This is a genomic window from Halomonas sp. C22 (assembly GCF_007655045.1).
Lineage (GTDB): Bacteria > Pseudomonadota > Gammaproteobacteria > Pseudomonadales > Halomonadaceae > Vreelandella > Vreelandella hamiltonii.
Map to the genome: position 1 here is coordinate 98,733 of NZ_VBVC01000010.1, position 23,326 is coordinate 122,058.

19 protein-coding genes and 1 tRNA gene are annotated in these 23,326 nt (G+C 62.5%); 8 read left to right on the forward strand and 12 right to left on the reverse strand.

The window, feature by feature from the left end; all coding sequences use genetic code 11:
* The first annotated feature begins 12 nt into the window (after positions 1-12).
* Positions 13-89, forward strand: a tRNA-Pro gene (locus FEU76_RS16255).
* An 83-nt stretch (positions 90-172) separates the two neighbouring features.
* On the opposite strand, the gene FEU76_RS16260 is transcribed toward FEU76_RS16255, so the two are convergent.
* The 10 genes from FEU76_RS16260 to FEU76_RS16305 form a co-directional block, all read right to left on the reverse strand.
* Complete coding sequence (locus tag FEU76_RS16260; protein WP_144984344.1) at positions 173-1,900, reverse strand: ExeM/NucH family extracellular endonuclease; 1,728 nt, start codon at positions 1,898-1,900, stop codon at positions 173-175.
* Positions 1,901-1,928: 28 nt separating this feature from the next.
* Positions 1,929-2,708: a sulfite exporter TauE/SafE family protein gene (locus tag FEU76_RS16265; protein WP_144984347.1), complete on the reverse strand. Its 780-nt coding sequence runs from the start codon at positions 2,706-2,708 to the stop codon at positions 1,929-1,931.
* A gap of 48 nt (positions 2,709-2,756) precedes the next feature.
* Positions 2,757-5,024, reverse strand: a complete 2,268-nt coding sequence (locus tag FEU76_RS16270) for an ATP-dependent DNA helicase (RefSeq protein WP_144984350.1) — start codon at positions 5,022-5,024, stop codon at positions 2,757-2,759.
* Positions 5,021-6,700 carry a VRR-NUC domain-containing protein gene (locus tag FEU76_RS16275; RefSeq protein WP_144984353.1) on the reverse strand — a complete coding sequence of 560 codons (1,680 nt, stop codon included), beginning with the start codon at positions 6,698-6,700 and terminating at the stop codon, positions 5,021-5,023. The genes FEU76_RS16270 and FEU76_RS16275 overlap by 4 nt, the downstream gene beginning before the upstream one ends.
* Positions 6,701-6,732: 32 nt before the next feature.
* Positions 6,733-7,161, reverse strand: a complete 429-nt coding sequence (locus FEU76_RS18755; RefSeq protein WP_039183209.1) for a hypothetical protein — start codon at positions 7,159-7,161, stop codon at positions 6,733-6,735.
* Between the two features lie 64 nt (positions 7,162-7,225).
* Positions 7,226-8,260, reverse strand: a complete 1,035-nt coding sequence (locus tag FEU76_RS16285; protein ID WP_039183212.1) for a histone deacetylase family protein — start codon at positions 8,258-8,260, stop codon at positions 7,226-7,228.
* Between the two features lie 25 nt (positions 8,261-8,285).
* The gene (locus tag FEU76_RS16290; protein ID WP_039183214.1) at positions 8,286-8,573 is read right to left on the reverse strand and encodes a GIY-YIG nuclease family protein; all 288 of its coding nucleotides are present in this window, start codon (positions 8,571-8,573) and stop codon (positions 8,286-8,288) included.
* Between the two features lie 9 nt (positions 8,574-8,582).
* A complete protein-coding gene (locus FEU76_RS16295; protein WP_144984356.1) occupies positions 8,583-12,068 on the reverse strand; it encodes a bifunctional diguanylate cyclase/phosphodiesterase in 3,486 nt (1,161 codons plus the stop codon).
* A 30-nt stretch (positions 12,069-12,098) separates the two neighbouring features.
* Positions 12,099-13,127, reverse strand: a complete 1,029-nt coding sequence (locus tag FEU76_RS16300; protein WP_144984359.1) for a Bug family tripartite tricarboxylate transporter substrate binding protein — start codon at positions 13,125-13,127, stop codon at positions 12,099-12,101.
* Between the two features lie 25 nt (positions 13,128-13,152).
* Positions 13,153-13,617 carry a YchJ family protein gene (locus FEU76_RS16305; protein WP_096921613.1) on the reverse strand — a complete coding sequence of 155 codons (465 nt, stop codon included), beginning with the start codon at positions 13,615-13,617 and terminating at the stop codon, positions 13,153-13,155.
* A gap of 156 nt (positions 13,618-13,773) precedes the next feature.
* On the opposite strand from FEU76_RS16305, the gene FEU76_RS16310 reads away from it, so the two are divergent.
* Entirely contained in the window at positions 13,774-14,088 is a 315-nt protein-coding gene (locus FEU76_RS16310) for a hypothetical protein (protein ID WP_039183225.1), read from the forward strand.
* A 74-nt stretch (positions 14,089-14,162) separates the two neighbouring features.
* On the opposite strand, the gene argE is transcribed toward FEU76_RS16310, so the two are convergent.
* Positions 14,163-15,344: an acetylornithine deacetylase gene (gene argE / locus FEU76_RS16315; RefSeq protein WP_144984362.1), complete on the reverse strand. Its 1,182-nt coding sequence runs from the start codon at positions 15,342-15,344 to the stop codon at positions 14,163-14,165.
* Positions 15,345-15,519: 175 nt separating this feature from the next.
* Between argE and ugpB the strand changes: the two genes are divergently transcribed.
* The 4 genes from ugpB to FEU76_RS16335 all read left to right on the forward strand — a co-directional run bounded on the left by ugpB (position 15,520) and on the right by FEU76_RS16335 (position 19,784).
* Positions 15,520-16,845, forward strand: coding sequence for a sn-glycerol-3-phosphate ABC transporter substrate-binding protein UgpB (gene ugpB, locus FEU76_RS16320; protein WP_144984366.1), 1,326 nt, complete (start codon positions 15,520-15,522; stop codon positions 16,843-16,845).
* 129 nt (positions 16,846-16,974) lie between these two features.
* Complete coding sequence (ugpA, locus tag FEU76_RS16325; protein WP_039183234.1) at positions 16,975-17,859, forward strand: sn-glycerol-3-phosphate ABC transporter permease UgpA; 885 nt, start codon at positions 16,975-16,977, stop codon at positions 17,857-17,859.
* 27 nt (positions 17,860-17,886) lie between these two features.
* A complete protein-coding gene (gene ugpE, locus FEU76_RS16330; RefSeq protein WP_039183237.1) occupies positions 17,887-18,729 on the forward strand; it encodes a sn-glycerol-3-phosphate ABC transporter permease UgpE in 843 nt (280 codons plus the stop codon).
* Positions 18,730-18,731: 2 nt separating this feature from the next.
* Positions 18,732-19,784 (forward strand): sn-glycerol-3-phosphate import ATP-binding protein UgpC, encoded by a 1,053-nt coding sequence (locus tag FEU76_RS16335; protein ID WP_039183240.1) that lies wholly within the window; start codon positions 18,732-18,734, stop codon positions 19,782-19,784.
* 30 nt (positions 19,785-19,814) lie between these two features.
* On the opposite strand, the gene FEU76_RS16340 is transcribed toward FEU76_RS16335, so the two are convergent.
* Positions 19,815-21,398: a bifunctional metallophosphatase/5'-nucleotidase gene (locus FEU76_RS16340; protein WP_144984369.1), complete on the reverse strand. Its 1,584-nt coding sequence runs from the start codon at positions 21,396-21,398 to the stop codon at positions 19,815-19,817.
* Between the two features lie 224 nt (positions 21,399-21,622).
* Here FEU76_RS16340 and FEU76_RS16345 point away from each other — a divergent pair, with 224 nt between their 5' ends.
* The gene (locus FEU76_RS16345) at positions 21,623-22,786 is read left to right on the forward strand and encodes a glycosyltransferase family 4 protein (RefSeq protein WP_096921617.1); all 1,164 of its coding nucleotides are present in this window, start codon (positions 21,623-21,625) and stop codon (positions 22,784-22,786) included.
* Positions 22,749-23,288, forward strand: a complete 540-nt coding sequence (locus FEU76_RS16350) for a phosphatase PAP2 family protein (RefSeq protein ID WP_096921618.1) — start codon at positions 22,749-22,751, stop codon at positions 23,286-23,288. The genes FEU76_RS16345 and FEU76_RS16350 overlap by 38 nt, the downstream gene beginning before the upstream one ends.
* Positions 23,289-23,326 lie beyond the last annotated feature (38 nt).

Consider the following 23,326-nt stretch of genomic DNA (forward strand, 5'->3'; position numbering starts at 1 on the left):
CTTGGCAACCCTCGGAATATAGCTCAGCTTGGTAGAGCGCTGCCTTCGGGAGGCAGAGGTCGTAGGTTCGAATCCTGCTATTCCGACCAAGAATTCAACGAAAACGGCCACTTAGCTTTTATAGCAAGTGGCCGTTTTTGTTTTTGCGCCCCTCATCAGCGCCCGCCACGTTTCATGGCCATACCAGATCCACCGCGATGGGATCGTGGTCTGACGAGCGAAACGGGCTGGGCGGGGTATCGTCCGGCTGTTGGTCGTAGCTCAAAAAGCGCGGCTCGTCGGCGTTGATGGGCCAGGTATGCACCTGCTGCACGGCCTCGGCCAGTTCAGCGCTGGCCAGGGCGTGGTCGAGATACCCGGACTCACCGCGAAACACGTAGGTGTAACGGCGCTCGGCGGGGAGATGACGCGCGATCAGGTCGGTCATGCCTGCATGTACCAAAGTGCGGATCGGGTCTTCGGCACCGTAGGCATTGAGGTCCCCCAGTAGCAGCAAACGCTCATGGCCCGCTTCCTCGCGCAAGGTGTCCAGAAAACGCTGGGTGGCCTGCGCCTGGGCAACACGCCGCTCGTTCCAGCAGCCTTGGCCACGGTCGATATCCCCCTGCGCGGGGCAGCCGGATTTGGCCTTGAAGTGCGCGGTCACCACCCCTACCTCTGGCCCTCCTCGCACACTGCGGAAGAAGCCGGCCAGCGGCGGCCGGTCGTGGGCATCGTCACGGTCGATATGCAGGGCTCCCAGGGCCTCCACGCGGTCCGGCCGATAGAGCAACGCCACCCGAATGGCGTCCGTTCCATGGCGCTCGGGCTCGCCCACCGGCTGGTAGCGAATCCCCGTGCGCTGGTGCAACTGCTCGACCAGATCGGTCAACGCGTCGGGGCGGTTCTCTATTTCGATCAGCGCCAGAATATCCGCCTCCAGCCCCGCGATGGCCGCTGCCAGCTTGCCGCGCTGGCGCTCCAGCGCGGGCGCATTGGCGGCACCACGCTCCCCCAGGGTGACGAAGTAGTTCTCGACGTTGAAGGTAGCTACCCTCAGGGCATCACCCGGTGCTTCCAGCGGGCCGGGGCGGGGGTTGCTGTCGGTGAACGTGACCGCTTGCGTGGGGTGCAGACGGTAGTCGCCAAAGGCGTGGGTGAGCACCCCGGTCAGCCCGTCGAGGGTGCTGCCTACGCGGCGCGTCCCCTGCTCGTTCAGATAGGGCACGGGATCGGGGTTCGTGCGGTAGCTGCCATCGTCCAGCAGCAGTGGCGCAGGCGAAGGAGCTGCCTGAGCGGCACTATGGGTCGGCCGAAAGCGTCGCTCGCTGGCCAGCGCCAGCGTGCCGTAACGGCCCAGATCATGGTTATCGGTGACCGTCAGCGGCTCAGGGAAAGTGACTAATAGCGCCTCCATGGCGTCCAGCGAGGCCGCGTCCTGGGGCCAGGATAACGCAATGGGCTCGGGCAGCTCGCCTGCGCTGTCACAGGTCACCAGCTGAGTGACGCGCTGCAGCTGGGGGTTGCCGCGAAAGCTTCCTGTACGCGCCTGTAGCTGCAGATGCTGGCCCGCCACTACCTGCGCGGCCTTGTGCTCGGCCAGCTCCGGCGCATACACGAATATGCCTACCGGGCCCTGCTCGGTGGTTTGCTGCAGGTAGAACCCGCTGAGGCGCTCGCGCCCCAGAAACTCCCCGGTCACGACGCCATCGATGGTCACGCGCTGGCCTTCGGCGAGGGCGGACTGCTCGCCAATGCCTTTGATGTGCGCCAGGTCCGTGGTGGACGCTGCCGGGCAGCTAGCCATGGCAGGTAGCGCCAGCGGCAGCACGAGCCACACGATGCCGTGGGTCGCTCGCCGAAGGGACCTGTGCAGCCGACCTGCACGTTGCAGGCTGGCCAGCGCGTCGATGAATCTCATACTACCACCGCTCCTCTTGAAAGGTGATTTAGCCGGGCATGCTCAGCAAGCCCACCACGCTGACCAGAATCAGCACCGCCCCCAGCACCCGAAAGAACAGCCCGGTATCGGCATGGAGCAGGTAACGGTGCGCCTTCTCGCCCAGCAGGTGGCCAATGAAAGCGCACGGCAACAGCCATAGCTGATGCACCAGCTGCAGGTCGACCCCCGCCACCACGAACGACACCATCTTGATGACCACGAGGATGAACCACAGCACGAACATGGTATCGCGCAGCTGCTCCTTGGCCACATGGGCGGCAAACACCGCCACGATCAGCGGCGCGCCAATCAGCGAGGTGCCGCTGACATAGCCGCCCAGCCCCAGCAGCAGGTAATCCACATAGCGGTGCTTGCTTTGGAACGGCTTGTTCAAGACATAGCCAATGGCGTAGATGATCACGATGCCAAAGATGATGCTGGTCATGACATGGTTGGGCAGGGTCAGCAGGCCCACCACCCCGACCAGCTTGGGGATGATCATGATCTTCAGCGCCTTGACCAGATACCCCCAGTCGATATTGCTTTGCACCGCGGCTCCATTGCCCGCCTGCCGCACCTGCCGGTGCCCGTTCCAGGCAATCCAGCTGGAGAAGATCAGCAGATGAATGGCAATGATGGGCAGAAAGACCAGCGGCTCGTTGCTGACCAGCAGCAAGAACGGCAGCGCCAGCACGGCGCCACCAAAGCCCAAACTGGTGCGCACGAAGCCACTCCAGGCAAAGATCAGCCCAATGAGTACGTACTGGTACCAGAGTAGATCGGCCATGGTGCAATGCGGTCCTTGTGGTTATGGGTTAGGGGACGTGACTCAGCATCAAGGGGTATCCAACTGCCACCAGCGTGGCAGCAGCGCCCGTATACGCGCCTGGGAAAAGCGGTCATCCATTAATACCACAACCCCACGGTCCTCGGGGCCACGGATCACCCGGCCCGCCGCCTGCACGACCTTGACCATGCCCGGCACACGGTAGGTGTAGTCGTCTCCGCGCCCAAAGCGCGCCTGTAACCGAGCCTTCAGCGCTTCGTTGAAGTCGTTGAAGGGCGGCAAGCCCAGCGTGGCCACAAAGGCACCGATCAACCGCTCGCCGGGCAAGTCGATCCCCTCTGCGAAAGCGCCCCCCAGCACTGCAAAACCGATGCCGCAGCCGCCAGGCGTAAAACGCGCCAGAAAAGCGTCGCGCTCGGCCTCCTGCATGCTGCGCGTCTGGGCAAACACGGGAATGTCCGGGTGGGCCTGGGCAAACGCAGCCAGCACCTGTTCCAGATAGGCAAAGCTGCTGAAGAACGCCAGGTAATGGCCAGGGTGGCGCTGGTACTGCGCCGCCAGGGTAGCCACGATGGGCGCCACCGAGGCCCCGCGGTGATGGTAACGGGTGGAGATATCCGTGCGCAGCTGCACTTCCAGCTGCTGCGCCACGAAGGGAGACGCCACCTCGCGCCACACGCTGTGCTCCGGCAGCCCCAGCAGGTCACGATAGTAGTGAAAGGGCGACAGCGTGGCGGAGAACAGCACCGCGCAGTGGGCACGCTTGAAGCGCGAGCCAAGAAAATCCGCCGGGATCACGTTACGCAGGCCGAGGACGGCACTGCCCTTCCCCGCGACGTCCAGGTCGCACAGCGAATGATCGCCAAACTGCTCTGCCAGGCGGCAGAACGCCAGCGCCTCGAACAGCAGTTCCTGAAGCGCCTGGCTCGCCCCGTCGGGATGCTCCACCAGATAATCCGTGATCGCCCCGGCCAAGGTATGCAGTGCACCCAACAATTTGCTGGGTAGCGCATCCAGCAGGTGATAACGACGCTCCGGCGCCTGGTCTGCCACCGCCTTGTTGAGGGCCTGCCACTGCCTGCCAACGCGCGCCAAGGGCTTGGCCAGCGCCGGTGGGGAGTGGCGCCGCAGGTAGCTCAGACGCTGCTGGGAGAGCGCAGCGCTGTACATGCCACGGGCACGCTCGACCAGGTTGTGGGCTTCATCCACCAGCAGGCCCACCCGCCAGTCGTTGGCCTGGGCCAGCCCATGCAAAAGCGCGTGGCTATCGAACCAGTGATTGACATCCCCCACGGCCACATCGGCCCAGCGGGCCAGCTCCTGGCCCAGATAGTAAGGGCACACCTGATGCGCCAGCGCCACCTCGCGCAGGGCCTCGCGGTCTAGCCAGCCATGTTCCACCGCCGCCTGACTGGCCGCGGGCAGGCGGTCGTAAAAGCCTTTTGCCAGCGGGCAGGCATCGCCCTGGCACGCCGTACCGGGGTGCTCGCAGGCCTTGTCACGCGCCACCAGCTCCAGCACCCGCAGCGGCTGCGCGGGGGCCTGCAGGCTGGTGAGGGCATCCAGCGCCAGGCGGCGGCCGGGGGTTTTCATGGTCAGAAAGGCGATTCGGTCGAGCCGCTGGCGGGGCATCGCGGAGAGCATGGGAAACAGCGTGCCCAGGGTCTTGCCGATACCGGTGGGCGCCTGGGCCAGCAGGCAGCGGCCGGTGCTGGCCGCCTTGAAGACATCCTCGGCCAGTGCCCGCTGGCCGGGGCGGAAATCCGCATGGGGAAAGCTCAGCGTGGCGAGCCATGCATCGCGGCGCTTGCGGTGGGCCGCCTCCTGCTCGGCCCAGGCCAGGAAGCGCTGGCACTGGTGGGCAAAAAACGTTTCCAGCTCATCGGCGCGGGCCTCGCAGATCAGCCGGGTTTCCTGACCGCTGGCAATCTCCAGGTACACCAGCGCCAGCGTGATATGCGCAAGGCCCCGCTCGGCACAGAGCAGCGCGCCGTACACTTTCACCTGCGCCCAGTGCAGCGCCCGTTGGTTATCCGCCATGCGCGCCAGGCTACCGCGATGGGTCTTGACCTCTTCGACACAGTTGCCCGCCACATCGAAACCATCGGCGCGGCCAGACACGCGCAGCCCCTGATACTCACCGGAGAGCGGCAGTTCGGCGAGATAACTGGGGATCTTTTCCCGCCGCCTGGCCACCAGAGCGTGCCCCTCGATGCCCTCCTGAGCACTGGGTGCGGGCGTAAACCGGTGGTCCAGGTCGCCCTGGCGGGCGGTGAAGTCACACAGGGTACGCACCGCCACGCGATAGCGGCTCATGGGTCGGGCTGCCAGCGCACGTGGCAAACCTCGACGGGCATCTCCTGGCGGCAGAAGAAGTCGATCCAGCGACGCTGGTTATCCTGCAGGCGGTCCCCCGGCCCTTTGACCTCGATCATCCGATAGCGCGGCTCACCATCCGCTGCTGCCGGCATCAGCTGAATGAGGTCCGGCAGGCCTGCGCGATTGTGCTTGAGATCCCCCAGCAGGCGGGTAAAACAGCCGCGCAGGTGTGCAGCGGGCAGGCAGTCAAGCGCCATGGTGACCAGCGGTTCGCTCAGCACTCCCCAATGCACGAAGGGGGAAGCAAGCCCCTGCTTGTCCTGCCAGGTGGCCAGAATCGTCGCGCGGTAGCGGCCATCCTCCAGCTGCGCCAGGCAGGCGTCGATCTCTGCCTGGCGCTGGCCCACGAAGTCTTCGCGATAGAGGTCCGCAGGCCCGCTGTGGAACGGGTGAAAGAACGCTCCCGGCAGCGGCTTGAAAATGACTGGCCAGAGCAGCAGGCCGAACAGCCCAGTGATCAGGCCGTTTTCCACATAGAAGACCGGCGCACTGGCGGTGGATAAGTGCTCGGCAACGGCGCGCTCCACCGGCTGCGGCCCGGGCAGCTCCAGCACGTAAGTGGGGGCATCGACGGCTTTCGCGGCCGATGGGGCGGGCAAATTCAACTTGCGCGTCAGGCGTGGCAGCAGGCGTCCCAGCGCCTGGGCTTCGCTCTCGCCTGCCTGATCGAGCGACGCCTCGGCAAGTGCGTAAGCCTCCTGATAGCGGCCCAGGCGCTCCAGCACTCGCAGTCGACGAATGCGCGCTTCGCTGTTGCTGGACTCGGCATACAGCGCCAGGGCCAGGGCCGCCTCACCGCTGCGCTCTGCCGTGTGCCCCAGGGTCAGCAGCAGCCGCGAGCGGCGGGCGTCCAGCCAGCGGTTGCCGAAGGCAGCGGGCACGTCCGTGGCGAGCACTCCCGGCGCCTCTCCGCTCTCCAGGCGCTCGCGCAGGCGGTGCAGCGTGAGATAGGTATCGACCTCTTCGCGGCGCTGAAATGCACGCGAATCCGAAGAGAGCGGAAGCTGTTCGAAACGCTGCAAGCCAAGCTCGGTGAGCACGAATTCGGCCCAGTCCTGGCGCAGGTTGCCAAAGAACATCAGCCGCAGGCGGTCGCATAGCGCCATGATGTCGAGGCGCACGATGTTCGTGGTGGCCTCTGGCCACCACTGCTGCAGCGGGCGTGCCTCGGCAAGCTCTGGTGTCAGTGCCGCCTGAAGTTCGCGTTTGGTCGCCCTGGGGGCGATGCCCAGCTCAAGGATCATCGGTTGCAGGGCGTCGCGCAGCTCGCTGAGGCGCAGCAGCCGAAATAGCGCCTCGATGCCCAACGGCGGCGTCTCGTCGACCCACCCCTGGGCCAGTAGCGGGGCCAGTGCCTGCCGGGTGTCGCCAATCTCGGGGTAGCTGAGCTTATCGATGCGGAACAGCTCGCCTTTGCGCATTACCATGCGTACCAGCAGCGCTTGAGCAGCCCGCGGCAGCCGTGACCATTGCTGGAGGGCGTGATGCTCCTCGGCACTCAGCAAATCGCCGTGACGCGACTGCACCCAATCGACCACGAAGCGGAAATTCGCCAGGTAGTAAAAAGGGTCATCAAGGGAGGCGGTGGCCGAAACGGCATGAGCACTGTTCATGCATCCATTGTAACAGCGCTGGATGGCGTGGGTTAACCCACCCGGTGTTGATAAAGCGCGTCTAGCGCGTCGTCCACGAAGGGATCTTCCAAGGAGGCATCATCTATGGAAGGGGCGGCAGGCTCGCTACCGGTCAGGGCATCACGGGGCTGACCCGCGAGAGGTGCAGTGCTGGTAACGTTCGAGGAGGGCGGCTTGCGACCGCCCACCAGCACGTACCACTCTGCTTCGCTGAGGTAGTGCTGGCACCAGCGGCTCAAACCATCGGCGACGGCGTCGCGAGTGCGTTCACCGCTGCGAAACGAGGTGGCCAAATAAATGAGATCCTGACGCGCAATGCGTGCACGGGCATTGCCGCCATGCACTTGGGAGAGCGGGCAGCGTCGGTCATAGGCCGCGTTGGTGAGGGCATTCAGCCAACGCTCCACTTCATGTGCCTGTATTCCGCCGTAGACTGCCACGACACGCTCCCGCCATCATCGATAGGCTAAAAAGGCGTAAGACTGCCCGAATTTGGTGCCGTTGTCATCTCGCACCCGCACCAAAGCCCTGCAAGACATTCACCACATTGACACCGATATCTCCCACTGCATAGCCCCCTTCCAGTAAAAAGACGCAGGGCAAACCACACTGGGCCAGCCGCTGGCCAAGGGCCGTGAAGTCGGCGTGCTGGAAGGTAAAAGCGCTGATCGGGTCGCCTTCGAAGATGTCCACGCCCAGCGACACCACCACCAGCTCACACTCGGCCTGGGCAATCCGGGTCAAGGCATCGTCCAACGCCGCCATCCACCGCGCCACCGACGTACCGGGCGGCAGCGGGTAGTTCAGCGTGTAGCCCTCGCCCTTGCCCTCCCCCGTTTCGTCGGCATAGCCGGAAAAGTAGGGAAAGGTCACGTCGGGGTCGCCATGCAGGGAAGCGAACAGCACATCGTCACGCTGGTAGAAAATCTGCTGGGTACCGTTGCCGTGATGAAAGTCCACGTCCAGCACGGCCACGCGATGCATGCCGCTGGCCAGGGCCCGCTGGGCAGCAATGGCGGCATTGTTGAAGAAGCAGTAGCCACCGAACTGATCGAAGGCTGCATGATGGCCAGGCGGGCGGCACAGCCCAAAGCTGGGCTCGCCGGTGGCCAGCGTATGCTCCACGGCAGCCAGCGCAGTGTCCTTGCTGGCCATGGCCGCCGCAAACGTTCCCTCGCTGATCGAGGTTTCGGCGGCCAGCGCATAGTAGCCCAGTTGGCCGCTCACCGAACTCGGTATCCGGTCGCCGCGCAGGGTCCGCGCTGGCCAGATATTGGGAATGGCCTCGCCTTCATGACCGGCGGCCTGCCATGCCTGCCAGCAGCCCTCCAGGAACGCCACGTAGTCTGCATCGTGCACCGCCAGCACGGGGTCGAGCCCATAGGCCTGCGGTGCCTGCACCTCGATATTGGCCTGCGCCAGCGCCGCCAGCACGAGATCCATGCGCTCCGGGCATTCGAAGGGGCTGACCAGCGTGCCATCGTGCAGTTCACTGCGCGCCTGACGCAGACGACTATCCTCGGAAAAAAACGTACGCATGAAGGCTCCTGTTGCCATGGTGTGTTTACTCGCTTTCCGGGTGCCACCCTTCGACCGGCCATTGGCGGGCCCAGTGGCGCTTTTGATCCGGGGTGCGCTGTTTCAAGCGGTACTCGGCCTGGCTGGCCGTGGCGCGATCGGGAAACGGCTGCGCCCCCAAGAGCGCCGTGGGCGGGTGCGCACGGGTATAGCGCGCGCCCTTGCCGGTTCGGTGGGCCTGGTAGCGCTTCGTCAAATCATTGGTGATGCCCACATAGGTGCCTCGGCGACACTCCAGCAGATACAGGTACCAGGTCGTGGTGGTCAACGCCATGTTTTCTCGTCAGCCAGAGGTGGTCGAAGCCGTGAATGCCGCCATGATGTTTTCGAGCTCCGCCAGCGGCATGGGTTTGGCCAGCCCGAAGCCCTGGAACATGTCACAGCGGTAAGTCATCAAACGTTGGTGCTGGGCGTCATTCTCGACCCCTTCGGCCACCACGCCAAGCCCCAAATGGTGGGCCATGGAAATGATGCCCTGCACGATGGCGGCATCGTCATCGCTGTGAATCAGCTCGTTGATGAAGCTGCGATCGATCTTGATGGTGCTGATGGGCAGGTGTTTCAGATAGCTCAAGCTCGAGTAGCCGGTGCCGAAGTCATCAATGGCGACGCTCACCTGCATGCTGCGCAGCGCATGCAGAATGCCAATCGCCGCCTCGGTGTTGTTCATCAGGATGCCTTCGGTCAGTTCCAGCGTCAGCTGCTCGGCAGGAAGACCGGTCGATGAGAGTGTCTGGCGCAGCGTCGCCAGAAAGCTTGCGCGATGAAACTGCAAAGGCGAGAGATTGACCGCCACCTTCAGGCTTCCCAACCCCTTTTGCTGCAGGCTCAGCATGTCGGTACAGGCACGCTGCAGGACCCACTCGCTGATGGGCACGATCTGCCCCGTTGCCTCGGCCAGCGGAATGAAACGCGCCGGAGAAATATAGCCTTTCACGGGGTGCCGCCAACGTACCAGGGCTTCTACGCTGACGATGTTGCCGGCGCCGTCGAAAAGTGGCTGATAGTGCAGCTCGAAGTTTTGATGGTCGATGGCTTCCTGCAAATCGTTGCGCAGGATGACGCGCTCGCTGGCCAGTTCGTTGATGTCGTTACTGAACCAGGCATACGCATTGCGCCCTTGCTGCTTGGCCTTGTACATCGCCATGTCTGCCTGCTGAATCAAGCTTTGTGGCTGGGGTGTGGTCGGCCCACTGATGGCGATACCGACACTGGCCGTCAGGTACAGCTCGTGGCCATCGATGCAGTAAGGGCGAGCCAAGGCGGGCAACAGGCGCTCGACGATGTCGATCACCTGCTTTTCGTCACTGACCGACGAAATCAGCAGCACGAACTCGTCACCGCCCAAGCGGGCCACCGTATCTTCCTGGCGCAGTGCCGCCTTCAGCCGCTGGCCTACTTCGATCAACACCTGATCTCCCACGGCATGCCCCAGGCTGTCGTTGATCGGCTTGAAATCGTCCAGATCCACGAACAGCACGCTGATGGCATGCCCCCCCAGCTGTGCCTGGGCAAACTGTGCCTGCAGGGCTTCTTCGAAATGCATGCGGTTAGGCAAGCGAGTCAGGTCGTCATGGGTGGCATGATAGGCCAGGCGAGCTTCGTAGGCCTTGTGCTTGGAAATATCGTGCTGAACGCCGACGAAATGGGTCACCCCGCCATCCTGGCCCCGCACCGGTGCGACGTAGAGGTCGTTCCAGAACGGCGTACCATCCTTGCGATAATTGCACAGCGTGACGTGGGTCTCTCGCTGGTTCTGGAGGCCGCAGCGCAGCGCCTCCACCATGTCCGGGTCGCTCTCCGGCCCTTGCAGAAAACGACAGTTCCGACCAATGACGTCTTCCAGCGAGTAGCCGGTCATCACGCTAAACGCACGATTGGCGTAGATGATCGGCAAATCCGGTGCGCGGGCATCGGCAATCAGCACGCCGTTCACGCTGGCTTCCACGCTGCGCTCCAGAATGCGCAGACGAGTCTGCTGGGCGCGGCTTGCGGTGACGTCCTGTGCAATGCCGTACACCCCGTCGACTCGGCCATTGACCGTGATCGGAATACCGATCACATCCAGCAAGCGCTGCTGGCCATCACGGTGGCGCAGCGAGACTTCGAAGCGCGCGATCTCACCGCCCAGCACCTGCTGAAACTGTTGCGCCACATGCGTGACGTCGTCAGGGTCGATAAAGTTGGCAAAGTGACGCTGCAAGACCTCTTCCCGAGGAATGCCGGTCACACGCCCGCAGGTTGCGTTCGCTTCGATGAAACGCCCTTCGGGATCCACGGCAAAAATGGCATCGGGGTGGTGCGCAAACAGCGAACGATAGCGCTGCTCGCTGTCGGCCAAAGAGTGGCGCGCCTCGGCAAGCTCCCTGGCACGCGCCACGCTCGCGCCCACCAACCCCACGCTGAACGCCAGCAGCCAGCTCATCACCAGCCCACCCAGCGTGACGCTCAGCGGCATCACGCCCAACAGTGCCCAGTTATAGTGTTGGCCGGGATAGGCGCTCAGCATGAGGTTGATCCCCCCCGGCAACCCCATATGCCGAGATGCCAGCATCAGCGTGGAGGCTTCGCCATCATCGACCGTGAACCCGGAAGGGTGCAGCCGAATCAGCCGTTGGTCCGCCCGGCTGACGTCCACATGAAAAGGCCCCAGCGCCAGCCGCAGCTCGTTGCCCAGCAGCTCGCCCAGATGCAACGAGGCCAGCAGCTGCTCAGGCTGGCCAGGAATGGGGACGACCATCAATATCTGGCTGGGCTGACGGCTGTCCGGGATCAGTAACCGGGGGCGTTCGAACGGAATGTTCATCCAGGCCTGTACCGCAGGCATGGCCAGCTGCTCCAGCAGCCAGCCATCACTGCGTTGCCTGCGCCCTTGCGACCACCGCAGCGCGCCCGTCTCCTCCCTCAGTGCCATGGCATGCAGGCTGAGCGTATCGCGAAAATAGTTCTGGGCATCTTGTGCCAGCAACCGCTCACGCTGCGCGCCTGTCACCCCGTTCAGGCGCTCAGCCATGCGCTGCATCAGCTGTAGCCGTTCCGACATGGCCTGTTCGGCGTTGAGCTGCACATTATCTAGCAGGTAACTGGCCTGCAACTCGGCAGAGGAGCGCTGATGCATGCTCAGCAGCAACCACGCCAGACTACTGGCCAACACCCCTGCCAACCCGACCACCACGGTCAAGCGGCCCGGGCTGAGCCGCTCATGACGCTGCCGCCAGCCGGCCACCAACAGCGCAGCCCCCAACAGCACGATGAATACCAGTACCGCCAGAGGCGAGGAGGTAAAGAGCGTCGCCTGGTTTGCCTGAGGACGCCATAGCTGGAGAACCACCACGCCGCCAAACAGCAGCAAACCTATTCCTGCCGCGCGCCACCAGCGCTTTTTTGCCGCCCCTTCCACACCACGCCATAGGCAGACATTGATCATCAGCAACACCACCGCCGCCAAACTGGTCATGCGCGGTTGCCCAGTGACCCACGATTCGCTGACGCCCTGCGCCATCAGGTTGTGCAGCAAGGTGTACAGCAGCAGCGCCGTCAAGCCTCCGGCACTTGCCAGCCTCAGCACGCGCCATCGGCACAGCGTGGCCAGCAGGCTGACGCCGATCAGCAGCGTCGCCAGCGCGGCATCCGGCACCAGCATCGGGCCGAATACCACTTGTGGCAGCACCAGTCCCACCAACAGGCTGGTCGCTCCCATGCACAGGAGCGTCGCCGAGACCAGCAGCAGTAGCGTCTCGGCGGCTAAATCACGAGTATTCAAGGGCATTAGACGTGGTGGCTCCGGTCGATGGTCTGGCTAGCGCTCGAACGCTAACCGCTGGGTCAGGCTTTCCAACTGTTGATACTGCTCATCCAGATACTGCCCATAGGCCTCCAGCGGGCGAAAGTCCACCAGAGAGCCGTGGGTGTCCATCAAGCGACGTGCCAGGTCAGGCGCTTCCAGCGCCTGACGGAAGGCGGTGGCAATGACGTCAAGACGCTCAGGAGGCGTGTTCAAGGGAGCAAACAAACCGCGGTCCGTGGTATTGACCAGCGTGATGCCCTGCTCCAGAAGCGTCGGCACGGACGGTAGCGCCGCAAGACGCTGCTCGCTGGCAGCGCCCAGAGGCACCAGGGCACCCGACGCAAACAGGGCACCTGCCGACGGCAGGTTGAGCATGGCAAAATCAAGCTCTCTGCCTAACAAGGCCACGACCTGGGCACCGGTATCAGGATATTGGACGAACTGTACATCGCTGGCATCGATACCGGCCTGGGCGAAGAAGTGTAGCCAAAAAAAGTGGTCCGTTGAGTTGGGAATCACCCCGAACAGCAGCTTGCCCGGCTGTTCGCGCACCTTTTCGGCAATCTGGGAAGCACTGCTGACCGAGTGACCTGCATAGGTGGCCGGAATGTTCACGGTGCGGGTCAGCAGGGCAATGGGGGCGAATGCCTCATGCGAAAAGTTGGAAAGCCCCGACAGGTAGGCGAGGTCGATGGTTTGATGGCTGCCCAGTACGGTGTAGCCATCGGGCGGGGATTCCTTGACGAACTGCGCCCCCAGCGTGGCCCCGCTGCCGGGCATGTTCACGACGACGATGGGGGCCTGTAGCGCGACCTGGGCACGCTCGGCAATGGCTCTGAACAAGACGTCCGTTGCGCCGCCTTCCCCGTAGGGCAGCACCAGCGTCATGTCCGTGGCAGGGTAAGGCTCCGCTTGCGTCTGGCCATGGGCAGAGGCGCCCACAAAAAGGCTTAGCCACCCCAACAGCACGATGGCCCCCCAGCCGCTCGATGAAGACCATAAACCACGCTGCCGTCGCCGTTCGGTTTGCTTCGTGTTCATCGGGGGTGCCTCATGCTACTTAGTCTTATAGCTGGCAACATACCTTGAATTTGCGTCCGCTTCCACAAGGGCAGGCATCGTTACGGCCCGGCTTCAGGCGTATCACGGTGGGCTTTCCATCGACGTACCACCACCGCTGCTCTTCCCATACGAACCGCGAGGCTTCTTCCAGCACATGCCAACGGCCTGATTCCCTGAACGTTGCCTTGAAGTGCACGTGCCCTTCATCGCGGGAAGGCTGCGGTGCCGACACGATGACCAGCGATTGCCACTGCGTCGTGGGGTCGGGTGGCAGTGTGGCTGGGCGCGTGGTGATGTGCCAAGTGGCCAGCAAATAGTCACGCTCATTCAACGCAAAGGCGGTGTATCGTGAACGCATCAGGGCTTCCGGGGTTTCTGGAACGGCCTGGCCCTGATGAAACGGCTGGCAGCAGGCTACCAGTGGCAACGTGCTGCCACAGGGGCAACTTTCCGGCATGGGGTGGGTCATAACGGTGACTCTGGCTTGTGCAATGAATAAAGGCTGTAGACGTTTTGTTTCGGTAATAGGGCCCGAGTCAGGTATAGTAGCAGAGCAAGATCTTCAGACAGACGGAGTACGACAACACGATCGATCATTCTTTCCAAACGCAGTGGAGGTTCTCCTATGAAGGTTTACAGACCGGAATGGCAGTGCACGTTTAGCGTAAACGAAGGCGCGGAAGAATCAGCAAACTGGAAAGAGCGAATCGCGTGGCGGCTTAGAGCCGTGGCAGACCGCCTGGAAGGCAAAGGGCGTACGGTGAAAATCGACTATGACGTGTCGCCCACGGTTAGCCGAGACGAAGTCGACCACTGCCTGGGCAAAGGCTTTGAAGTCACCCAGAAGCTGTTGACCCAACTGGCTCGCCAGCAGGCCTGCGAAGATGTCATGCGCCATGCGAAAGCCGAGCTTTATGAAGAGCATTACCCTCAGCATTGATCGCTTTAAAGCATCATGAAAACATCCGCCGCGTCACCGGGCGGATGTTTTTTTATGGGCGTAAGCGCTCGACTTCAGGCATGGTCATCGGCTTGATAGGCCGATTGCAGGGAGCCACCCAAGCGCTGCATGAACTGCTGGCATGCCTCGAGCTGTGAGATCTCGATATACTCATCCGGCTGGTGCGCCTGGGCAATGCTGCCCGGCCCCAGAATGATCGTCTGCAGCCCCTGCCCCTGAAACTGGCCAGCCTCGGTGGCGTAGGCCACGGCATGCTGGCAACAGCCTGCCGGAAGGTGCGCTTCTGCCAGTTGCAGCACCTGCTGGTTGTCACGGTTTGCCAACCCGGGCACCGTCACGTTCAAGGGCTCTGTGGTGATGTCGACGGTTTTCCCCTGAGCCGCCAGGGCCTCACTCAGCGTGGCGCAGTAGTCGCTGAAGCGGGCATACACCTCTTCGAAGGTTTCCGTGGGCAGGTGGCGTATCTCCCACTCGAACTGGCACTCCCGCGCCATGATGTTGATGGCCGTGCCCCCCTTGATCTTGCCAACGTGCAGGCTGGTATGCGGCACGTTGAACGCCTCGTCCACGCGTCCTTCTGCGACCAGCGTGGCCATGGTGTCCTCGATGAAAGTGACCAGCCTGGCCGCCACATGAATCGCCGAGGTGCCCTGGTTCACCTGGCTGCTGTGGGCCTCGCGCCCCACTACGGTAGTGCGCAGGTTGGTAGCGCCTTTCTGGGCAACCACTGGCTGCATGCTGGTCGGCTCGCCGACGATGACCCGTGCCGTGGTGGAGTAGTGCTCATAAAAGCGCTTGATCAGGCTCGGCGCCCCGACACAGCCGATCTCTTCGTCATAGGAAAAGCCCAGGTAGACCGGCTGCTGCAAAGGCGCCTTGACCCACTCGGGCACCATGGCCAGCGCGCAGGCGATGAAGCCTTTCATGTCGCAGGTACCTCGCCCATACAACCGACCATCGCCCCCATCACGCAGGGTGAACGGGTCGCTGCTCCACGGCTGCCCTACGACGGGCACCACATCCGTATGCCCGGAAAGCATCACCCCGCCGGGCGCATCAGGGCCGATGCGCGCAATCAGGTTGGCTTTGGTACCACAGGGGCTCATCACCCGCTCGGAAGCGACGCCAGCCTTGGTCAGGTACGCTTCGACAAATTCGATCAGGGCCAGATTGGACGCGCTGGAGGTGGTATCGAAGGCGACCAATCTGGTCAGTAGCGTGGTGACATCGCTCATAGTGCTCTCGCTGTGCAGGCTTTTGGCCACCCTAGCACCGCCATGGGCATTTGGAAATGCTGACCGTCACGACAACTTCACCGTGCGTTCATGAAAGCGTCATCTACACTTTCTACTGTGCAGTGCACCCAAAAAATTCAACAAACGTACTGCGCATGACCTACAAGGAGTCGTTATGTCTCGTTTCACGTTGCATGCTCTTGCCCTCGGTGTGGCGACGGCCACTTTCAGCCTGTCGGCCCAGGCCACGACCAACATTCAGTGGTGGCACGCCATGGGAGGTCAGCTCGGTAACCTGCTGGAAGAGATGACCGAAGACTTCAATGCTTCCCAGGACGATTACCGCGTCACCCCCAGCTATCGGGGCAACTACACCGAAACGATGACTGGCGCGATCGCGGCCTTCCGTGCAGGCGAACAGCCCCACATCCTGCAAGTATTCGAAGTCGGTACCGGCACCATGATGAATGCCGACGGTGCGATCTACCCAGTCTACGAGCTGATGGAAGCCCACGGCCGTGCCTTCGACCCGGATGCCTTCCTGCCCGCCGTGGTGGGCTACTACACGGACACCAACGGCAACATGCTGTCGTTCCCGTTCAACTCCTCGACGCCCATCATGTACTACAACCGGGATGTGTTCGAAGCCGCTGGCCTGGACCCGGAACAGCCGCCACAGACCTGGGAAGAACTGGCCGAACAGGCCACCCAAATCACCGAGTCGGGTGCCGCACGCTGTGGCTTCACCTCTTCATGGCCAAGTTGGGTGATGCTGGAGAACTTCTCCGCCATGCACAACTCGCCGCTGGGCACTCTGGAGAACGGCTTTGGTGGCCTGGACACCGAGCTGAACTTCAATAACGACCTGGTGGCCCGCCACTGGGACAACCTGAAAGCCTGGCAGGACGCGGGTGCCTACAAATGGGGCGGCCCCGGCTCAGGCCCTGATGCCGAACCCATGTTCTACTCCCAGGAGTGCGCGATCTTCTTCGGCTCTTCGGCCTCACGGGCAGATGTGGCAGCCAACGCCGACTTCGAAGTAGGCTTCGGCATGCAGCCCTACTATGCCGATGTCGACGACGCGCCGCAGAACTCGATTATCGGGGGTGCCACGCTGTGGGCACTGCAAGGCCATAGCGATGAAGAGTACGAGGCCGTTGCTGCCTTCTTCGAGTACCTTTCAGAGCCCGAAGTGCAGGCCAAGTGGCACCAGCAAACCGGCTACCTGCCGATCACTCAGGCGGCATGGGATTTGAGCACCGAGCAGGGCTATTACGACGAGAACCCAGGCGCGGATATCTCGCTCAAGCAGATGACGCTGAACGAGCCCACCGAAAACTCCAAGGGCCTGCGCTTCGGCAACTTCGTGCAGATTCGCGACATCATTTCCGAAGAGATGGAAGCCGTCATGACCGGCAACAAATCTGGTCAGGCCGCTGCCGATGCAGCCGTTGAGCGGGGTAACCGCCTGCTGCGTGACTTCCAGTCCGCCAATCAGTAAGTAAGCACTCGCGTCGCCGCCTGACTAACGCCAGGCGGCGAAGTCGTTTCAAGTATCGCTCGGCATCGGTACTCCTCGACCCGCGTACCCCTCGCCTTACGTGCTACCCGTTCTCGCGGAAACCTGCTTATGCAAACCAAACGCATGACCTTTCCGGGGCGCTTTCTGCCTTATGCGCTGCTGGCCCCGCAAATCGTCATTACGCTGATCTTTTTCATCTGGCCGGCGGGCAAGGCGCTGTATCAATCGCTGCTGCGCGAAGATGCCTTCGGCCTGCGCACGACCTTCGTCGGCCTGGAGAACTTCACTCGCCTGTTCAGTGATGGCAACTACCTCAATGCGCTTTCGGTCACGGCCACCTTTGCCATCGGCACCACGCTGCTCTCCATGTCGGTGGCGCTGCTGCTGGCCTGCACGGTGAATCGCATGATCCGTTCGCGCAGCGCCTACACCACCCTGCTGGTATGGCCTTATGCCATTGCGCCCGCCATTGCCGGGGTGCTGTGGTGGTTCATTTTCAATCCTTCCATCGGCATCGTGCCTTACATGCTCGACATGGTGGGCTACCGCTGGAACCACCGCACGTCGGGCAGCGACGCCATGCTGCTGGTGATCTTTGCCGCCGCCTGGAAGCAGATTTCCTACAACTTTCTGTTTTTTCTAGCGGGCTTGCAGTCCATCCCGCAGTCGTTGATCGAAGCCGCCGCCATCGACGGGGCCAGCCCCATGAAGCGCTTCTGGACCATCGTCTTTCCACTCCTTTCCCCCACCACGTTTTTCCTGATGGTGGTCAACGTGGTGTACGCGATGTTCGATACCTTCGGCATTATCCACGCCACGACCCAGGGCGGCCCCGCACAGGCCACCAACACCCTGGTGTACAAGGTGTATGCCGATGGCTTCGTAGGCTTGAACCTGGGCTCTTCGGCGGCGCAGTCGGTCATTCTGATGGCCATCGTGATCGCCCTGACCATCGTTCAGTTCCGCTTCATCGAGCGCCGGGTCAACTACTGATCCAGGCGGATTGTGAGGAGTTTCGTTATGGTTGAAAACCGCCCCTGGGCCAACCTCCTGGCCCATCTGACGCTGATCCTGGGCGTTGCCGTGGTGGTATTTCCGGTGTACGTGGCGCTGGTGGCCTCGACCCAGGCACCCGGCGACTTGCTGCGCGGCACGCTGCCTATGCTGCCCGGCAGCCACGGCCTGGAAAACTACACGCGCATGTGGCAGTCCGGCGTTTCCAACGCGGGCGCGCCACCGGCAGGCACCATGCTGTGGAACAGCTTCGTGATGGCCATGGCCATTACGCTGGGCAAACTGTCCATCTCGCTGCTATCCGCGTTTGCCATCGTCTATTTCCGTTTCCGCTTTCGGATGCTGTTCTTCTGGCTGATCTTCATCACCTTGATGCTGCCGGTGGAGGTGCGCATCATCCCCACCTTCCAGGTAGTGGCCGACCTGAAGATGCTCAACAGTTTTGCCGGGCTGTCGATTCCGCTGATTGCTTCGGCCACCGCTACCTTTCTGTTTCGCCAGTTCTTCATGACCATCCCTGAAGAGATGCTGGAAGCCGCCAGGGTGGACGGCGCGGGGCCGCTGAAGTTCTTCAAGGACATTCTGATGCCGCTCTCGATCACCAATATCGCGGCGCTGTTCGTGATCATGTTCATCTACGGCTGGAACCAGTACCTGTGGCCGCTGCTGATCACCACCAACCCGGATTACTACACCATCGTGATGGGCATTCAGCGCATGACCTCCGATGAAAATCCCCAATGGCACTTGATCATGGCGGCCGTCGTGATGGCGGCCCTGCCGCCGGTGCTGGTGATCCTGTTTATGCAACGCCTGTTCGTGAAAGGCCTGACCGAGACGGAGAAGTAACCATGGCCAGCATTACCCTGGAAGGGCTGAAGAAAACCTACGCCGGTAACGTGGCAGCCGTCAAAGGCATCGACCTGCACATCGAAGATGGTGAATTCGTGGTTCTGGTGGGGCCTTCCGGCTGCGGTAAATCGACCCTGCTGCGCATGGTGGCCGGGCTGGAAACCATTACCGAAGGCACGTTGAAGATCGGCGAGCGGGTGGTCAATCGGCTGGAGCCAGCCGAACGGGACATCGCCATGGTGTTCCAGAACTATGCGCTCTACCCTCACATGACGGTCTACAACAACCTGGCCTACGGCCTGAAGAACCGCGGTTTCAAGAAGCATGACATCGACCAGCGCGTGCGCGCCGCCGCCAAAATGCTGGAAATCGAGGAGTACCTGGAGCGCAAACCGCGCAAGCTCTCTGGCGGCCAGCGCCAGCGCGTGGCCATGGGACGCGCGCTGGTACGCGAGCCCTCGGCCTTCCTGTTCGACGAGCCGCTCTCCAACCTGGATGCCAAGCTGCGGGTGCAGATGCGCGTCGAGATCAAGCAGCTGCAGCGTCGCCTGAAGACCACCAGCCTGTACGTCACCCACGACCAGCTCGAAGCGATGACCCTGGGCGACCGCCTGGTGGTGCTGAACGCCGGCAATATCGAGCAGGTAGGCACGCCCATGGAGATCTACACGCGCCCTGCCACGCTGTTCGTGGCGCAGTTCATCGGCTCCCCTGCCATGAACATCCTGCCGTTGGCGTATCTGGCCCCTCAGGACCATCAAGGGATACTGAGCCAGCTGCCGGAAGGCACGGACACTCTGGGTATTCGCCCGGATGACATGCTGCTGACACCGCCTGCCGAGCCGCATATCGCGCTACGAGCCACGCTGATGCTGTACGAAGCAGCCGGGGCCGAAAGCCACCTGTACGTGCATCTGGCCGACCGCCAACAGCCTACGGTGCTGAAAACCGCAGGCCAGCCCCCCGTTCAGGAGGGCGAGACGCTCAACCTGTACGTCACCGCCGGAGCCCTGCACCCGTTCAATGCCACCACCGGGCAGCGCACCGGCTGAGCCTGCCGCTTGCCCAGGGCGATGAAGTGACTATTCGTCCTGGGTAATATCCACAATGCGACCCTCGGGCTGATAGAACACCTCGCCACGAGACACCACATGATCACGCAACATCTCCCAGTCGGTATGGCCCACGATGGTATGGCGGCCATCGTCGTGGGCCGCCCCCAGCGCCGTGTGGCCATCGCCACCAGCCGCCGTGAAGTTGTTGGTGGCCACGGTATAGGTCTTGTCCGGATCGATCGCCTGCATGGCACCTTCGCGGTTCACCTCCAGGCTGATGAGACGCTCGCCTGCGGGCTGACGGCTGTCGTAGGTGAGCCGCGTGCCTTCGGACACCTGCAGGAAGCCACCGCTTTCGTCCGGCGCATTGGTCAGCGCAATTTCGAAGGTTTCCAGCAGCTCGGCACCAGTGACTTCCAGCAGCGTCAAACGGTTACCGAACGGCTGCACGGCGATCAGGTCACCCACGGTGATATCCCCTTGGGGCAGCGCTTCACGAATACCGCCGCTGTTCTGTAGCGCCATGAGGGTGTCCGGTACCACCTTGCGCGCTGCATGGAGCTGACCGTCGGCAATCAGGTTGCCCAGCGCCGTTTCGTTGGCGCGTACGCTCAGCGCATCACCCTGGCCATGACGAGGGTTGGGCAGTGCCAGAATCGCCTTCGCACCTACCTGTTCGTCACGCAGTGCTTCGATGGCCTCGGTATACGGTGCTAAAAGCTCCAGCGCAGCCGCATCCGGCGTGCGCTCGTCGGTGGCCAGCAGCTCACCGCTGACCTCCTGAACCACGCCCTCGGCATCGAAGGTCACCTGCATGACCCCCAGGTGCTGGCCATACTCACCCGCCTGCCCTACCACGGTGGGCGCTGGCCAGTGCTCGGTCAGCAGCGCAGGCGGGGCGACCCGCGTATGGCTATGCCCCCCGATGATGACGTCGATCCCCTCGACCTGCTCTGCCAGCAGCAGGTCGTTACCGACGCGGGGGTCGCTGTCGTAGCCCAGATGCGTGAGCGCGATGATCTTGTTGACTCCCTGCGCTTCGAGCGCCTCGACCATCGCTTCGGCCGCCTGACGATACTCACCAATGGTGACCTGGCCCGGGCTGGAGATGGCGTCGCTATCCTGGGTGCTCAACCCGAAGATCCCGATACGCTCCCCCTGATGTTCGAGGATCATGCCGTCATAGAGATACCCCGCCTGGGGGTCGGCCGTGATGCTCTCCCCGAGGCGCTCGGCAAACTCGGGAGACGCCGAAAAGTCCAGGTTGGCGCCTAAAATGGGGAAGTCAGCCCCTGCAAAGAACGCCGCCAACGCCTGATGACCGGTCTCAGGATCACCCAGGTCGAACTCATGATTCCCCGGCACGAACGCGTCGTAGCCCATCAGGTTCATGAAGGTCAGCGCGTCTTGGCCCTGAAATTCGTTGAAGTAGAGCGTCCCGGAGAAGATATCCCCCGCATCCAGCAGCAACCCCTCGCCATAGGTCTCCCGGGCCTCGTTCAAGGTGGCCACCAGGGCCGGGTAGGCATCCGTGCGGCCATGCAGGTCGTTGGTGTGATAGATCGTCAGGGTAAAGGTCTCGTCGGCCATCACGGCCGATGACGAGATCATGAGTGCACCCGCAATGGCGCATGGAGTAACAAAGTGTCGTGAGGTCATGGACTGGGTTCCTTTCGTCAGGGTCAAGTCACTTTCCTGGTATATGTAACGATACTTGCTTCCTGCGGCACAAGACAGGGCACATTGCGTGTCATCGCTTGTTCACCTGGCTGTCGCCTCGGTGTCACTGTTGGGCATCAACATGGCGCTAAACGTGATAAAGGGATGAATCGCTCATGCGACTCTGTATCGTCAGCGAAACATGGTCACCGGAAATCAACGGCGTCGCGCACACGCTGAACCGGCTGTGTCGTGAACTGCTGTTGCTGGGCATCACAGTGGACGTGATACGCCCGGCGCCGCGTCAACCTGGGAGCGCTGCGTGCGCCACCCAGGAACTTCAGGTCAAGCGGTTTGCACTGCCTAACTATACCGACGTTCAGGTAGGCTTTGCCCGCCCTGGGAAGCTTCAGCGCTTTTGGCAGCAATACCGCCCGGACGTCGTCTATCTGGCAACCCAGGGCCCCTTGGGCTGGGCGGCCCGCCAGGCAGCCCAGCGCCTGGAACTGCCGCTGGTGGCCGGTTGGCATACCAACTTCGACCACTACTGCCAAGATTATGGTGTTGCCTGGCTGGCCAAAGCGACACGACGCTATTTGCGCTATTTCCACAATGGCTGCGCCCTCACCCTGGTGCCTACCCAGCAGCAAGCCGTGGCGCTGCGCCAGGATGGCATCAAAGACGTGCAGGTGCTTTCCCGAGGCATCGACGGCGAGCGCTTCTCCCCTGCCCACCGCGACCTCGCGCTGCGCCAGCAGTGGGGGGTCAGCGAGCATCAACCGGTGGCCCTGTACGTGGGGCGCCTGGCACCCGAGAAGAACCTTTCGCTCCTGCAGGAAACGCTGCAAGCCATGCGCAGCGCTCGCCCCGATATGGCGCAGGTCATCGTGGGCGACGGCCCGGCCCGCAGCCAGCTGCAAAAAGCCTTGCCAGAAGCCCACTTCACCGGATTTGTGGACAAGCATTCGCTGGCACGCCACTACGCCAGCGCCGACATGTTCGTGTTTCCCTCGCTGTCCGAAACCTGGGGCAACGTAGTGACCGAAGCCATGGCCAGCGGCCTGGCAGTCGTGGCGTTTCGTCACGCAGCCAGTGCAGAACTGATTCACAGTGGTCATAACGGCATCACCGTGGCGACCGACGATGCGCTGGGCTTTCAACATGCAGCGGTCACGCTGTGCCAGCACCCTGCCGATTACGCACGACTAGGAAGAGTCGCCCGCCTGCGCGCACTGGAACAGAGCTGGACGGGCATTGCCGAGCAATTTCTACGTTACCTGCACCATGCCCAGGAGGCCCGCCATGCGAGCTCGCCCGCTTGTCGTATTCGATCGTCTTGACCTGTTGGAGTGGCGCTTTTGCCAGCGCGTGACGCATCTCTCGCTCTACCGCCCCTGGCGTCTGACGCTCCAGACGGCCAGCAAACTGGGTGATTGGCCCGTCTGGGTGCTGCTGATTGCAGCTCAGCCGTGGCTGCAAACGGACGGCCTATGGCGCATGTGGCAATACTCACTGATCGCGCTGCTGGCGATTCTGGTCTACAAGCTGGTGAAAACTCGGCTGTGCCGCGAACGCCCTTTCATCACCTACCTAGGGGGCGTCCACTGCGGCGAACCCGCTCGAGACCGCTACAGTTTTCCCAGTGGTCATACCATGCATGCCGTGATGTTCAGCGTCCTGGTGGCCAGCCACACGCCCTGGCTGCTACCGATCGTGTTACCGCTTGCCTTGATCATCGCGATTTCAAGAGTAGGCCTGGGCCTGCACTATGCCAGTGACGTGTTGGCCGGTGCTGCCATGGGCTACGGGTTTGCGTTACTGAGCCTTTACTGGATGGGCTAGGCGCTGTTCGACGCCTGAACGCCATAGCGCTTTCATTT